Source organism: Bdellovibrionales bacterium, from assembly GCA_016714165.1.
Classification (GTDB): Bacteria; Bdellovibrionota; Bdellovibrionia; order Bdellovibrionales; family UBA1609; genus JADJVA01.
In genome coordinates this window covers 85,547-99,965 of sequence record JADJNU010000001.1, presented here as the reverse complement: position 1 = coordinate 99,965, position 14,419 = coordinate 85,547, and the positions used below count along the sequence as shown (strand labels likewise).

General features: G+C 45.2%; 12 protein-coding genes. 8 read left to right on the top strand and 4 right to left on the bottom strand.

Annotated elements, in window-relative coordinates; translation table 11 throughout:
* Positions 1-10: 10 nt before the first annotated feature.
* The 4 genes from IPJ71_00450 to IPJ71_00435 all read left to right on the top strand — a co-directional run bounded on the left by IPJ71_00450 (position 11) and on the right by IPJ71_00435 (position 4,030).
* Entirely contained in the window at positions 11-1,204 is a 1,194-nt protein-coding gene (locus IPJ71_00450; GenBank protein MBK7842155.1) for an iron-containing alcohol dehydrogenase, read from the top strand.
* Complete coding sequence (locus tag IPJ71_00445) at positions 1,201-2,010, top strand: type 1 glutamine amidotransferase (GenBank protein MBK7842154.1); 810 nt, start codon at positions 1,201-1,203, stop codon at positions 2,008-2,010. Before IPJ71_00450 ends, IPJ71_00445 begins: the two co-directional genes overlap by 4 nt.
* 15 nt (positions 2,011-2,025) lie before the next feature.
* Positions 2,026-3,390: an aldehyde dehydrogenase family protein gene (locus IPJ71_00440; protein ID MBK7842153.1), complete on the top strand. Its 1,365-nt coding sequence runs from the start codon at positions 2,026-2,028 to the stop codon at positions 3,388-3,390.
* Positions 3,391-3,478: 88 nt separating this feature from the next.
* Positions 3,479-4,030: a hypothetical protein gene (locus IPJ71_00435; protein MBK7842152.1), complete on the top strand. Its 552-nt coding sequence runs from the start codon at positions 3,479-3,481 to the stop codon at positions 4,028-4,030.
* Positions 4,031-4,069: 39 nt separating this feature from the next.
* Here IPJ71_00435 and IPJ71_00430 read toward each other — a convergent pair whose 3' ends face one another.
* Positions 4,070-5,113 carry a patatin-like phospholipase family protein gene (locus tag IPJ71_00430; protein MBK7842151.1) on the bottom strand — a complete coding sequence of 348 codons (1,044 nt, stop codon included), beginning with the start codon at positions 5,111-5,113 and terminating at the stop codon, positions 4,070-4,072.
* Between the two features lie 370 nt (positions 5,114-5,483).
* Between IPJ71_00430 and IPJ71_00425 the strand changes: the two genes are divergently transcribed.
* Both IPJ71_00425 and IPJ71_00420 read left to right on the top strand, forming a co-directional pair.
* Positions 5,484-7,316, top strand: a complete 1,833-nt coding sequence (locus tag IPJ71_00425; protein ID MBK7842150.1) for a DUF885 domain-containing protein — start codon at positions 5,484-5,486, stop codon at positions 7,314-7,316.
* 146 nt (positions 7,317-7,462) lie between these two features.
* On the top strand, positions 7,463-8,710 hold the full coding sequence (locus tag IPJ71_00420) for an alkaline phosphatase (protein ID MBK7842149.1): 1,248 nt from the start codon (positions 7,463-7,465) through the stop codon (positions 8,708-8,710).
* A gap of 48 nt (positions 8,711-8,758) precedes the next feature.
* Here IPJ71_00420 and IPJ71_00415 read toward each other — a convergent pair whose 3' ends face one another.
* The 3 genes from IPJ71_00415 to IPJ71_00405 form a co-directional block, all read right to left on the bottom strand.
* The gene (locus tag IPJ71_00415) at positions 8,759-9,427 is read right to left on the bottom strand and encodes a PilZ domain-containing protein (protein ID MBK7842148.1); all 669 of its coding nucleotides are present in this window, start codon (positions 9,425-9,427) and stop codon (positions 8,759-8,761) included.
* A gap of 184 nt (positions 9,428-9,611) precedes the next feature.
* The gene (locus IPJ71_00410; GenBank protein MBK7842147.1) at positions 9,612-10,097 is read right to left on the bottom strand and encodes a hypothetical protein; all 486 of its coding nucleotides are present in this window, start codon (positions 10,095-10,097) and stop codon (positions 9,612-9,614) included.
* 139 nt (positions 10,098-10,236) lie between these two features.
* Positions 10,237-12,831 carry an acyl-CoA dehydrogenase gene (locus IPJ71_00405; protein ID MBK7842146.1) on the bottom strand — a complete coding sequence of 865 codons (2,595 nt, stop codon included), beginning with the start codon at positions 12,829-12,831 and terminating at the stop codon, positions 10,237-10,239.
* 211 nt (positions 12,832-13,042) lie between these two features.
* Between IPJ71_00405 and IPJ71_00400 the strand changes: the two genes are divergently transcribed.
* Positions 13,043-13,717: a TetR family transcriptional regulator gene (locus IPJ71_00400; protein ID MBK7842145.1), complete on the top strand. Its 675-nt coding sequence runs from the start codon at positions 13,043-13,045 to the stop codon at positions 13,715-13,717.
* 64 nt (positions 13,718-13,781) lie between these two features.
* Entirely contained in the window at positions 13,782-14,399 is a 618-nt protein-coding gene (locus IPJ71_00395; GenBank protein ID MBK7842144.1) for a hypothetical protein, read from the top strand.
* Positions 14,400-14,419: the final 20 nt, after the last annotated feature.

Here is a 14,419-nt window from a genome sequence, read left to right as displayed (position 1 = left end):
AGATGAATCAATGAACAATGGGGAACTCATATCGCACTTTAACTACCCAACTCGAATTCACTACGGCGCGGGGGCTCGCCGTCTCCTAGCGAAGTCACTTCAGCAGGGTAAGCTCCATCATGCCTTGATTGTGACAGATCGCGGAGTCGCAAAACTCCCATTTCTGAATGAACTCAAAGGAAATCTCTCGCAGTCAGGTATCACCGTGGAAGTATTTGATGGGATTTGGAGCAATCCCGTAAAATCTCAGGTAACTGAAGGCGTTTGCTTTTACAAAAAATCGAAGTCAGAAGTCATTATTGCGATTGGCGGAGGAGCTGCACTCGATGTGGCAAAGGCGATCGCGTTGATGGTCAATCATCCCGGAGACCTTTTTGATTACGAAGATGGGAAGCCAAATGGACTTCCCATTGATCAGCCGATTCCACCCATTTTTGCCCTGCCCACAACTGCTGGCACGGGAAGCGAGGTTGGTCGCTCCGCAGTGGTTTCTGATGATCAATCAAAGGTTAAAAAGATCCTTTTTTCTCCACGCTTGCTTCCTTCCGAGGTCTACGTTGATCCTGAACTGACGCTTTCTCTCCCACCCGATATCACAGCCACAACCGGCATGGATGCCTTGACTCATCTGATTGAGGCCTTCTTAGCCATTGGATTTCACCCAATGGCAGATGGTATTGCCCTAGAGGGAGTTCGTCTCATCGCTCAAAATCTAAAAACCTGTGTGTCAATGGCTCAGACGCCACCAAAAGACAAAGCGGATTTTTTGAATGTGCGAGGGATGATCATGAATGCTGCGTACATGGGGGCCGTCGCCTTCCAGAAAGGTCTCGGAGTGACTCATTCATGCGCGCACGCTCTCAGCACAGTCTGCGACACACACCACGGATTGGCAAATGGAGTCCTTCTGCCTTACGCCATGCTTTTTAATAGTCGATCCGTTCCCGATCGCTTTGTTCGTCTCGCTCAGGCGGCAAATATCCTTCCGGCAACCCCTGAGACATTTATTAAATGGATCATCGAGCTCCGACGTGAAATTGGAATTCCTCACACGCTCAAAGAGATTGGGGTCCGAAAAGATCAGCTAAACAACTTGATTGAAGTTGCAATTCAGGACGGATGCCATCAAACAAACCCCGTGCCAGTCACAGAGGGTGATTTTCGCCTCATCTTTCGGAACGCCTACGAGGGAACCCTAGAATGATACGAGTGGGAATTAGCTCCTGTTTTCTGCATCCGGATCCTGAGCGCGCGACCTTTTCAAAAAAAACACTTCTCTATTTTGAACAGTCGATGGCTCACTGGGTAATGAACCATGGAGCTTTTCCCGTTCTGCTCCCAACAGAATCTCGCGGCTTAACGACCAAGGAGATCCTGAATTTCACCGACGGTCTGATTCTGCATGGAGGAGCTGACGTAGCCCCTTCGAGCTATTCTGAAGAGCCCATCAGCGACAAATGGCCTGGCGACAAAATTCGCGATCAGTACGAAATAAAACTCTACCGCGAGGCAAAGGCGATCGGACTTCCTGTTCTCGGAATCTGCAGGGGCCTTCAAATCATGAATGTCGCAGAAGGGGGATCTCTTTACCAGGACCTCAACACCCAGAATCAAAAAACAAAACTTCATAGAGACAAAAACCTTTACGATGAACACTGGCATCAGATCAACCTTGAATCAAACGGATTTCTGTCCCAGATTTATCCGAGAACGCAGGTGGCGAAGGTAAACTCTGTTCATCATCAAGGAATAAAAAAACTTGCAAAAGAATTAATTGTTGAAGCAACTAGCCTTGAGGATGGTGTCATCGAAGCCATCCGTCATGAGACCATGCGACCCTCTCCCCTTGATTCATCACCTTTTATCCTGGGTGTTCAGTGGCACCCCGAATTCACGGCGGGGCCCGCGGATCTGCTTTCCGAAAATCAGCTCATGAAAAGTTTTTTAAAAGCTATCGAAAATCGCCGAGCAAATTTCAATAAAATTGCTCACCAACATGCTAGAAAATAACAGGAGACTGGAACAATGCTAAGGATAGTCAATCCCTACACGCTTCAATTACTTCAAGAGGTTCCCATTGATACTGAGGCCTCAATCAAACAGAAGGCAACAAGGGCAGCCTTAGCTTTCAATCAGTGGCGTCGCTCCCCCCTGGTGCGAAGAATGGAAATCATCGGGAGATTTCGTGTTTTACTTGAAGATAGGGCCGAAAGCTTGGCCGAGCTGTTGTCTCAGGAAATGGGAAAACCAATTCAACAAGCTCTCAATGAAATAAAAGGCACTCAGGGACGATTGGATTTTTTTCTTCAAAATATAGAATCAGCGCTAAAAGGTGAAACATATTTGACCACTCCAGCGAATGAAGAAAAAATGACCTGGGAACCACTTGGAGTTATAGCTAACATTTCAGCATGGAATTATCCGTATTTTGTTGGCACGAATGTTTTTATCCCAGCGATTCTCACCGGCAATACGGTACTTTATAAGCCTTCTGAATACAGCACCTTGACAGGACTTCAATTTGAGAAACTCCTCAAATTGGCCGGTCTCCCCGACGGGGTATTTAGTGTCGTCGTGGGAACCCGTACTCAAGGAGAAATCCTCCTCAAACAGAATATACAGGGTGTTTTTTTTACTGGAAGCAATGAGACCGGAAAGGCAATTTCCCAAATAACTGCAGGCAGGTTCATAAAAACCCAACTTGAGTTGGGAGGCAAAGACCCCGTCTATGTTCGACCGGATGCAGATGTCAAGAAAGCGGCTGAGGGGATCGCAGATGGCGCCTTTTATAACACCGGTCAGAGTTGCTGTTCGGTTGAGAGAATCTATGTTCACGAAGAAGTTTACCAAGATTTTAACTATCACTTTCTAAAGACGGTAAATAATTTTAAATTAGGTGATCCGTCAAAACCAGAAACCTACATTGGCCCTTTGACTCGACCCCAACAAATTGAAATCTTAAAGAGGCAGGTTGCCGATTCTCTTTCCAAGGGAGCACAAGTTCTAACCGGGGGAAAGGTTTGGTCTGAGCACTCGGGTTTTTTTGAACCGACGGTCTTGACCAAAGTCGATCACAGCATGCAAGTCATGATGGAGGAGAGTTTTGGACCCATCATTGGGATTCAAGGAGTAAGAAGCGACGAAGAAGCGATTCAGTTGATGAACGATTCTACGTATGGACTCACAGCCGGAGTTTATACGGCAGAGAGGGAAGAGGCGGAAGGGATACTTGAGCAGCTCGATGCTGGTTCAGTCTATTGGAACTGCTGTGATCGTGTCAGCCCACGTCTTCCATGGACCGGTCGTAAAGGATCGGGAATCGGTTCGACACTCTCTCTTCTTGGAATTCGCTCATTTCTACAACCCAAAGCCTGGCACTTGGTCTACTGAGAGGAGGAATCAAAATCTGATTGGGCTGACACCAATCCTGTGGCAACATGAGTGGGAGAAGTCACACTTTTAGCAAGGAGTTGCATTTATGAGAATTTTGGTTGTCACCTTGACGCTCTTTTTTCTGTCCTTCGAGGCCTTCGCCGCAGATCAAGCTGGGTATTCGATAAATGCCGCAGTCTTTCACTCAACACAAAAATACGACTTTACTGACATCGGGGGCGGGACAGGAAAAGGTACGCAACTAAATTATGACTTGGGATTCGGTTACACCATGGCAAGCGGACTTTATTTTGGTGGCATCTATGGGGTTGTGGGCGAAGATGACGGAACAAACGACGTGTCGGACAATTATCTCGGTGTCTCCATTGGTTACAGATCGAGCGGCTGGCAGTTGACCGCACACTATTTTCTGAGTGCTGAAGACGAGCAAAGCGCGACGAGCCAACTCACCGGAGGCAGTGGAATCGGCATAGATCTCGCTTATCTCTGGTCCATAAACACCACTTTCGCCATTGGCCCACAACTGACCTATCGAAACCTCAAATACACCAAGTATGAAACGGGAGGAAGTGAAACAACTGTGGACGTCACGAATTCGTACAGCCTCCCTTATATAGTTTTTGCATTGAACTTTTAAAAAGATCTGCTGACTTCATTGATCATTTTTTTAAGAAACTCAAGAAACTTTGGATGTGGAGACCGGAGCAAGCTTATTTACGATCTCCGGCTCACGTTTCCACCAATCCAAATATTTTTGCGTATGATCTTTTCCCGAAGCAATCAATTCCGCCTTCTTTCCGTCACTGATATCGAAGTCAGTCGTTCCAACGCCTAAGGTATCAATGTAAACTGTTCGCTGCCAGTCGTCTGAATGAAGATGGCTGTTGTCCTGAGCATCAATCAAAGTGCTCATGAGGCATTTAACAAAATCAAATAGATCATTGATTTCCCGAACTTCAGGTTTTTGCTCATCTCTCAATATCCCGATCTCCTTTTTGGAATCCAATCGAAACCCGAGAGTTTGGCGATTGTAAATCCAAGGATTGGATTTGTTCGTTTGATTCGAAGAGTTGTGCTCCTTGTAGTAGTCAGTGAATCGAGCGTAGGATTCCTGCTCAATCGGCGAAATGTACTTTAGACGGTCAAAAAGCTTAATCGGGTAATTACAGAGCACCCCACCATCAATCAGCCAACTTTCCGAAGCCCCGCGAACAGCTTGAAAAAAAAGTGGTATCGACATTGAGGCACGAACTGCATCTGCAATGGTAATCGCTGGAGTCAGCTCGTGAGAGAATATCTCCATGTAGCCAGTTGAGACGTTCGTGGCACACATATAAAGTTCAGGACCATCGTCCAACCAAAGATCACCAAAAGTGTAGGTTGGGCTTCCCGTCTTTTCGGCGATCAGTTTTGAAATCCATTGATGAAAGAAATCACCTTTATACCAACCAAAGTGGGTCAGCAATCGTTCCGAATCACGGACAACACCCCATTCATCATCCATGAAGGCCTTGAAATTCATCCCACGCAATATTTCATTCTGTTCAGAAAGTGAATACCCTAGAGCAAATAGAGTGGCATTGATTGCCCCCGCACTGGTTCCCCCGACTCGGTGAATATGACCCAATATCCCTTCGGCTTGGAGAACTTCCATTGCTCCCACATAGGCCAAGCCTTTGACTCCTCCACCTTCAAACACCAAGTTACAAAACGGATACATAGCAATCCCTCCCTTGGATTTTCCATTGTATTATGAATACTTTCCATTTTCTTTTTATTCTGTGATTTTTAGACTAACGACAGGTCGATCGACAGGACATCGCATTCTTGATCAACAACCCAGGACGAAATGCGGATCGTATCAATCAGAGCTTCTCTCCTCAAAATTTCTTTGTTGAAACTCCTCAATCGATAATTGTGAAAATAAAAGAAACAAAAAAGAAAGGTTCCAGTTAACATTAACAGTACTAGAATCATCTTCACAAATCTTCCGTTGACTTTGACAATGAGTTAACTAAATTCGAGTCACCGTCTCTCTGTTTTTCAAGTAAGATCAGAGACATACGTTCACAGAATGGGGAGATATCAATATGGCGCCTTGGTTTGCAGCTTCTATTTTTTTTCTGAATTTTGTTTTGTTTTCGTCTTGCCACCATCAGATAAGGGAAACTCCACAAATGTCTGACTCAGAAAGTGAGTCAGCTAGAATCAATAGATTTTTTGAAGAGTCATTTGAAACCGAGCTAAAAAACTCACCCCAATTGCAAACCGAATTAGGAGTTAAAACTGATTACAACAAGCTAGATGATTATTCAGAGGAATTTCAAAAAATTGAAAACGAGCGAACCAAGAAAACTCTCCAGGAACTCCATTCTTTTAAGTTTGATTCTCTTGGCAGCGAAGAACAAACAAGCTACCGTCTCTTTGAAACCGAAGCAAAACAGAAATTGAGTGAATATGAATGGAGATTTCACTCCCATCCTTTCAACCAAATGTTTGGATATCAATCAAACTTTCCCGCATTTCTAATCAACAAACACACAATCGAAAATGAAAATGAAGCTCTCGCTTATATCTCACGAGTTTCTGCTTTTTCAACTCAAATGGACCAAGTTCTAGAAGGTATGGCAATCCGCGAACGAAAAGGGATAATTCCACCCAAATTTGTTTTTGAGAAAGTAAAAAGAGACACCAAAAATTTGTTGAGAGGATTTCCTCTCACGAATGACCCTAGAATTACGAATCCCATCTACGAAGACTTTACGGCGAAGATTTCAAAAGTGAAGGGCCTGTCCGACCTCACAAAAAAGCAACTTTCTGACGATCTCAGCCTCGCTTTACAAAAAAACATGGCTCCTGCGTATCGAAAATTTTTGGCTTATTGGACGAAACTCGATCTAAAAGCAAAATTCAATCATGGCGTCTGGGCTCTTCCACAGGGTGAAGCTTACTACAATTCTCAACTCCATAAGCACACAACAACCGACCTATCCGCTAAGGAAATTCATCTTTTGGGTCTATCTGAGGTAACTCGCATTCGATCTAAAATAAGTGAGGTTGCGAAGCAATTGCGCTTCAAAGGAGATCTGAAAGACTTCTTTCGCTACATGAAAAACAGTCCCCTCTTTTACTTTCCTAATACCGAAAGCGGGCGAAACCAGTATATCTCAGAGGTTGAGAATCTCATTAAAGGTATGAATGAGAACCTCTCCCGTTTGTTGACGATGAGGCCAAATGTCGATTTAATTGTGAAATCCGTAGAGCCTTTTCGTGAAAAATCGGCGAGCCTTGCTTTTTATGAGAGTCCATCAGAGGACGGAAAAAGACCCGGAATCTACTACCTCAACACGCATAACATGAAAGCACTGCCAAAATGGGCAATGGCAGCTCTGGCGCATCACGAAGGCCTACCAGGCCACCATTTGCAAATCGCAATCGCGACACAATTGAAAGGACTTCCTCGTTTTCGACGCTACACCTCATCCACTGCCTTCATCGAAGGCTGGGGACTTTATGCCGAGTATTTTCCTAAGGAACTCGGCAGCTACAGTGACGTCTATTCAAATTTTGGGCGTCTTTCGATGGAGCTTTGGAGGGCCTGTCGCCTCGTGGTCGACACTGGGATCCATTTTCAAAAGTGGACCAGAGAACAAGCCATCAAGTACTTAACGGACCAAACTCCGATTGATGAACGCGAGGCATTGGTGGAAGTGGAACGCTATTTCATCTCACCGGGGCAGGCTATCGCCTACAAGATCGGAATGATAAAAATTCTGGACCTCCGAGAAAGAGCGAAACTAAAACTCAAAGACAAGTTTGAACTCCCTCTGTTTCACGATGAAGTCCTCCGGTATGGCTCTCTTCCTCTCAATATCCTGGAGGAAAAAGTCATGTCATGGATTGAACTTCAATCGAGGGGCTGATCAAACCAGACTCGAAGGTCTCACGTATTGGCATGACAGCAATTGAATTTTTTTTTAAATTCACCCTTTTTGATTGTGTGAATCTGAAGGTTCCACTATCTTTCCGCTGGTGAGTTTTTTCACCCACTCATCAAAAGAGGGATTTTATGTCCGGCGTTCTCTCAATTGGATCTCAATTTCTCGTTTTATTTTTAATCAGTCAATTGACCTTTGCCACTAGCGCCGCTCCTTCGAAGAAAAATCCTGAGAATTTAATCCTTTTTATTGGCGATGGAATGGGGTCAAATGTTATCAATGCCACTCGCCTGCAGTTCTATGGAAAAGGCGGTGCGCTCACAATAGATAGCTTTCCACACACAGCAAAGGTAAAAACTTCTTCGCTGGAGAACTGGGTCACTGACTCGGCAGCAGCCGCCACAGCAATGGCCACAGGAAAGAAGGCCCCAAATGGGGCGCTGTCAGTGATCAGGGACGCGAATAGCCAGAAACCGAGCGTCCCCGTGGCAACCCTTTTGGAAAAGGCGGCGAAGACTGGAAAAAGAGTGGGTCTCCTCACAACGACTCACGTCACTGATGCGACGCCCGCGGCCTTTTACTCCCACGTTGATAGCCGCAAAAACACAGAGAGAATTGTTCAGGACTTAAGCCTGAGTCCTGTCAATCTGATAATGGGAGGAGGTTGGAAGGATCTTAAATCCCAAGAGAGCTTATTGAGGAAGCATTTTTCCATCGAAAGAAATGTGTTTTCCGCCAAAAAGTGTGAGGGGGCGAATCAGAATATTATTGGAGCCTTTGCGGATGAGTCACTCCCTCCCGCCATTGAAACAGATTCGACGGGTCCACTCACGCTCATGAACCTGAGCGAATTGGCCCTTGATTGCCTCTCCGCCTCTAAAAATGGATTTTTCTTGATGGTCGAATCGGAGGATATTGACGAATCCCTCCACAGCCGGAATATCCCTCAGGCCTTGTATGCTGCTCGAGAGCTGGATTTGGCTATTGATCATACTATCAAGTGGCTGGAAAAAAATAAACTGAAGGATAAGACTCTCATTTTGGTGACCGCCGATCACGATACGGGTGGCTTGGCCATAAATGATCCTGTTCCTGAAGGAGGATTATGGACAAAAGAAGTTGATTCCGGAAAGTTCAATATTCCTCTGGTGAAGGGCCTTAAATCTTCTGGAACTTCGTATCCAGTTGTTCGACTATCCACTGATGTGCCGGGAGATGTCAGCCAGCCCAAGGCTCCTCATACTTCTTCCGATGTAGATCTCTTCGCTATGGGTCCCGGCGCAGATCAAATTCATGGTACCATCGAAAATACTCAAATTTTTGAATTGGCAGTTAGATTGTTCATTGATCCTGCTCGGAAAACTCAATTGAAGCCCTAACTGAGACACCTTATTTCAGATCTACACCAGATCGTGTTTTAATTATTCTTAAACCAGGGTCAAACCTGGCCTCTGGTTTTCAGTGGGAAGACAAAATTCGACTCCGGCACGCTTCGTTTTGTTATCACGCCACTTGATTTTTCCACGAATTCCGTAGGATGTTTTTCTCAAACTCCTCACATTTAAAACAATGTCATCGCCCTCGCCAAAATTGCCGTCTTTGAGTTCCAACTGGGCACCGCCTGAAGAGAGATTGACAATGCGAACTCGACCCTTTGCTTCATTCCCCATGGCAAGCTCGCCCACCTGATTGGTCTCATACCGGGCATAGGCCCTATTTAAAACGGGTTGCCCATCGTTCATCTTCGCAACGACAGGGCAAAGGCCGCTCACTTCGCTTCGTCCGTCCAATATTGAAAGGCTGTTATAACGAATAGTTTTCAGGCTAGCTCGAACCTGTGGAGACATCTCAGGGGCAATGAAAATCATTGGAATACGTCGCACATTCCTGTCAATTAGCTTTAATTGATTTAGCTGACTTACTTGAAGACCATCAAGAACCACAATCAAGGCACTAAAACTAAAGTGATTAAATCCCATGACCAATTGACTTGAATTGGAAAATACAAGGACGTGAAAATCAAAATTAGCACTCAGAATTTGATTCACTTTGTGACGCAATGAACTCGGCTTCCCAACCAATCCAATCTGATACATAACCCCTCCTACCCGATAACCACCTGCAAAAGGGTAATGCAAAGGACGTTCTCGCCCTTAACTCGTAAGGCCAGAGCAGAACAGGCTTACTCTGTCTATTTCGCCTTTTTTGAAAAACTGTTTTACAGCGACCCAAAATGAGTGGTCATTTTTAGGGAGACCTGCTTTCAGTTCAATCTGATATTCAATCTGGAGTTGATTTTCTAGTGCTCGAAATGAAACGACAGTTCCCATTCTCGAACCTTCCAACGTACTGTCCCAAAGTTGTCCTCAACATGACCTGTGGTATCAGCGCCGAATGGACTGTCAACGAAGTGATGTTAAAAGTACCTTCTGTTTGGCTCTTGGTCGCATCTATCGAAAGGAAGACTCTCTCTGCGCCTTCCTCCAATTGCCCCTTCCACTCGACCTTCATGGCCCCGTCTGTTTCCACGTAAGACATTTCCCTGCTCCCAACCTGATATCCCAAGGCACTCGAAGCACCCACTCCTTCAATACTGACCCAAAAAAATGTATTATCGAAGCTGACAGGATACATGCCGATTCGAATTACCGGACCGTCCTTATTATCCTTCGTCTTGAGATTGGAACATTCCAATATTTGGCCAGAGGACTGGCCCCAAACAGGAAAAGTTAACAAGATCGAAAACATCAAAAGCATTTTTTTCATTGATTCCTCCAAAGGAACATTTCAGGAAAGTTTTCGTCCTGTTCTTGCAAAGAGTGCGCCATTAAAAAGCCAAAGCTATTTTTCTTTGGCTTTGGCTTTGGCTTTGGTTTTTAAACGAAGTGATCTTTAATACAAGAATCTAAACCCGTCCAGGCTGACCCGAGTTTTCCTTGCCCACCTTTAGGCCGATACCGCCGGCAGCTGACTTTCCATTTGTGCCATCTGATGACTTTCCGGATGCAGGCTCCTCAGGAAGATGAAATTTGTGCTCCGTCGCGGGAATACCTCTCGCTGCCACAAGTTCCTCATTGGAAAAATCATCTACCTGTACATAATTTAAGCGAAGTTTCTCTGCCTCAAAAATAACATCATATTCCGCCTGGTCAATAATGCCCTTTTGCCGAGCCTCATCCAACAAAGCAGAAGGCCGTCTCTTCCGAGGGAGGTAGCCATCTTTTGCCGCTTTACGAAGCTTTGCTTCTACCGCAGCTGACCGATGAGCAGCTGAAAAGGCAGCCTCTAACAATCCAAGGGCGTCGCTTGTCCCCTTTGGAATGTACATCCCGTCAGTCAAACGATTTCTCTGCTCTCCCTCAATTTGAATGAGAGAAGCGACCTGATGGCTCAAACGATCGTCCGGTCCCTGAGTGAAAAAATTCAGGCGAGACCACCATCTCATTGGACGCGTAAAAAACCAACTTAAGCCAGGAACTTGCATATTCCCAAAAATTCCATCAAAAGAATCTTGTATCTCCCCCAAACAATGTCGCATTGAATAGTGCACGAAAGGCAGGTCCTCCTTGCGGCAGCCCTCTGCCTCCCATCGCCGAAGCACCGCAGTTCCTATGAACATCCAACTCAAGATATCAGCATAGCGGCCAGTCAATTTCTCTTTTATCTTCAACTGACCACCGAGAGTTCCCATTGCAACATCAGCCATAATAGCAAAAGAGGCAGAGGCCCACTTCAATTTTTGGGCATACCGACGAACCGCAAAAGGCCTGCCCGTAAAGGCAAATCGCCCGCGAGTGAGACTTAAAACAACGGAGCGAAACAGGTTTCGAACCACATGTCCGATATGGCCCCAAAACGCGAGGTCAAATTCTTTCAAATCACCTTTTTCAATCGCATCCACTTCACGAAAAGCAAAGGGATGTGCACGCATTGCTCCCTGGCCAAAAATAATAAGCGTACGGGTCAAAATATTAGCACCTTCAACAGTGATACCTATAGGCGCACCAATATAAGGAATAGCAAGAAGGTTGCGAGCTCCCATACTGATCCCCTGTCCACCGATGATATCCATTCCGTCCGACAAGGCTTTGCGCATTCCTTCGGTCGCCATGTACTTCGCCATGGCTGTTACAACAGGTGGTTTCACTTCTTGATCCAACGCACTCAACACGTACTTGCGAAGGGCTTCAAGATAATAGGTGGCGCCAGCAATTCGTGCTAAAGGCTCTTCAATGCCTTCGAATTTTCCAAGAGAAACACCAAATTGTTTACGAACCACGGCATGAGCGGAGGCCACCCTGGCTGATACTTTTGCACCCATCGTTCCTTGCGCTGGAAGAGACACCCCTCTGCCCGCAGCCAGCGACTCCATCAACATCTTCCACCCTTTGCCCGCTCCCTCAATGCCGCCGATAATACAATCCTCAGCGTTTACGACAACGTCGTGACCCTCCATGGGACAATTGTTGAAAGGAATGGTTAAAGGATCATGGCGCCGCCCGAGAACAACCCCTTTTGTCTTTGCAGGGACCAAGGCACAGGTGATACCTAAATCTTCACCTCGTCCCAGCAAATTCTCAGGATCGCGCAGGCGAAATGCAACCCCGAGCACCGTTGCAATTGAAGCCAAAGTAATCCAGCGCTTTTTCCAGGTCATACGAACATAAATTTTGCCATCCTCGCCCTTAAACAATATTCCATAAGAAAGTATCGATCCCGCATCGCTTCCCGCTGTCGGCTCAGTGAGCCCAAAGCAAGGCAACTCATCCCCGACTGCAAGACGAGGTAAATAATAGTCTTTTTGTTTCTTCGTGCCGTAGTGGTTCAGCAGTTCTGCCGGTCCCAAGGAATTCGGTACCATCACAAAAATAGCTACGGCCGCAGATCGCGAAGAAACTTTATGAATCACCTGACTGTGAGCGTAGTGAGAAAATCCTAATCCACCATATTCCTTAGGAATAATCATTCCCAGGAATTTCTTCTTCTTTATATAATCTATCACCTCGGGAGGAATGTCTCGCTCTTTATAGATTTTCCAATCATCAACCATCCTGCAAAGTTCCTCAACCGGCCCATTGAGAAAATCCTCTTCCTCTTTATTGAGTTTTGGAAAAGCTTGACTCATGAGGAGCTTGAAATTCGGACGCCCCGAAAACAATTCCTTCTCCATCCAAACAACACCAGCCTCCAGCGCTGTTCTCTCAGTTGCACTGATCTTGGGAATAACTCCAAGAACCTTCATTACTTTCATTACGACCGAAGAAATCAAAATTCGACGAAGAGGCCTCAAATTTGCTATCAGCAAAACAGCGGCGACCGCATAAATCAAAATAGCAGGGCATCCCCAGCCCACAAGCGTTAACAAGCCTGCGACAGACCAAGCCCATATAGGAGCGCCGAGATATCCAATCGTAACAAAGACCAAAATTGTCGCAACCCACGCCACCCAAATTGGATCCTGATTATCAAAAATACCGTAGAAAAAATCGAATGGTATCACAATTGCCTCCTGCTCAATTAAGTCTAGCGCCCACAAAACTCATTCCCAAAAGAAAGAGAAACTCACTTCGCTGGTTTAATTAGGTTTTAGTTCAATACCTTTTTGAATTCAATCAATTGATTGAACTTTTCAGTCTTTTGATTAATACTCGATTCTTAGTCGTTTTGTAACACCAATCAAAGTCCAGTATTGACTCGAAAAAGGGGATTTTTTGGCCCAAAAACAAGCAGGGAAACGTATTAAGTCTCGACCAAAGGACGGTCTGGACCTAGACTCCAAAAGGACTCTGATCACGGCCGCAAAGCGACTTTTTGCACGCCGCGGTCTCAACGGAACTTCCATACGTGATATAGCAAAAGAAGCGAAAATGAATTCCAGTATGATTAGCTATTATTTCAAGGGAAAGGCCGGACTCTATCGAGCCTGTTTGCAGGAAATTGGCTCCACACGCCTGCAATTCACTCGCGACCTCCTCGCGTCTCCCGCTAATTTCCAAGACTATCGCCTACGCCTCAAACTATTCGCGGAGAGCCTTTTCAAACTTTTTTTAGAGGATCGTGATATCGGCCTTATCATTATTCGCGAGTACGATCGGCTTCACTCTCCGGCCGAAAAAGTATTTAGGGAAAATTTCCTCAATCTCATCGAAACGATCGTCCATTATTTTAAGGATTCCCAATCAAAGGGCTTTGTGAGCTCATCCTTTGACCCTTATATTCTCGCGAGCCTGTTTTTTGGATGCCTCTCCAGTCAACTGAGGTTGGACCACATCAATGAAAAAAGCTTTGGTCGCAGTCTCAAAGACCCTTCAGAGCGCAATCGAATTTCATCCCAACTTGTCGAGATTTTTTCTCGACTGAAGCATTCAATGGTTGAGGTGAAATGATTGCAATGAAAATCGAATTCATGAAATAATGGCATGGCGAAAAGGGCAAAGGGGAGGTCTATTGATGAAATTGTCGAAAATTTTTCTCATTTTTAATTTGCTATTTTGGTCCTCGACTACATTTGCAGACGCAATGGATCAATGGTCTTTCCGCTCTCGATACGATACATTTTCAATCAATCGAAGGGAAAGAAAATACTTTATTGGAAAGTCCGTGGTGACCTTAGAACAACTGACCAAATTCTTTCCCTTCTTTGATGCAAAAATTGAGGGACAGTGTCCCAAAAATTTGGGTCAGCCAGATTTGGTCGCGGAGGCACAGCGTGGTAATCAGAAAATTAAACGTCAGTTTTATTTGTCCCTCAAACAAGTTGCTGAAGGAAAAAAGTGCGGTGATATGGATGGAGATGGGATCTATTATTTGCCACTTCATCGATCTTGGTTCACAGGTCCAAATCAAGGACATATAAAGATAGGTTCAAACCTGAAAATCGAAAAGGACGGCGCCCTGTTTGCAGAATTCGAAAAGCAAGGCTCTGATTGGATAAACAAAGATTCCGCATTTTTTACTGAGTGGGTTATTTTTAATCAACTTTTGGAATCGCTTGATAAAATACGACATTTCAGGCCGAGTGAGTCTTCTCGCAACAAAGGGAACCAATCAATTTACGTTAAGGACTGATGACAAGATTTATCAGTTTT

Bases quoted from the DNA above. Each gene is read 5' to 3' on its own strand.
- IPJ71_00450 (MBK7842155.1), top strand. From the start codon at position 11: ATGAACAATGGGGAACTCATATCGCACTTTAACTACCCAACTCGAATT.
- IPJ71_00410 (MBK7842147.1), bottom strand. From the start codon at position 10,097: ATGAAAAAAATGCTTTTGATGTTTTCGATCTTGTTAACTTTTCCTGTT.
- IPJ71_00445 (MBK7842154.1), top strand. From the start codon at position 1,201: ATGATACGAGTGGGAATTAGCTCCTGTTTTCTGCATCCGGATCCTGAG.
- IPJ71_00440 (MBK7842153.1), top strand. From the start codon at position 2,026: ATGCTAAGGATAGTCAATCCCTACACGCTTCAATTACTTCAAGAGGTT.
- IPJ71_00420 (MBK7842149.1), top strand. From the start codon at position 7,463: ATGTCCGGCGTTCTCTCAATTGGATCTCAATTTCTCGTTTTATTTTTA.
- IPJ71_00435 (MBK7842152.1), top strand. From the start codon at position 3,479: ATGAGAATTTTGGTTGTCACCTTGACGCTCTTTTTTCTGTCCTTCGAG.
- IPJ71_00415 (MBK7842148.1), bottom strand. From the start codon at position 9,427: ATGTATCAGATTGGATTGGTTGGGAAGCCGAGTTCATTGCGTCACAAA.
- IPJ71_00395 (MBK7842144.1), top strand. From the start codon at position 13,782: ATGAAATTGTCGAAAATTTTTCTCATTTTTAATTTGCTATTTTGGTCC.
- IPJ71_00425 (MBK7842150.1), top strand. From the start codon at position 5,484: ATGGCGCCTTGGTTTGCAGCTTCTATTTTTTTTCTGAATTTTGTTTTG.
- IPJ71_00430 (MBK7842151.1), bottom strand. From the start codon at position 5,113: ATGTATCCGTTTTGTAACTTGGTGTTTGAAGGTGGAGGAGTCAAAGGC.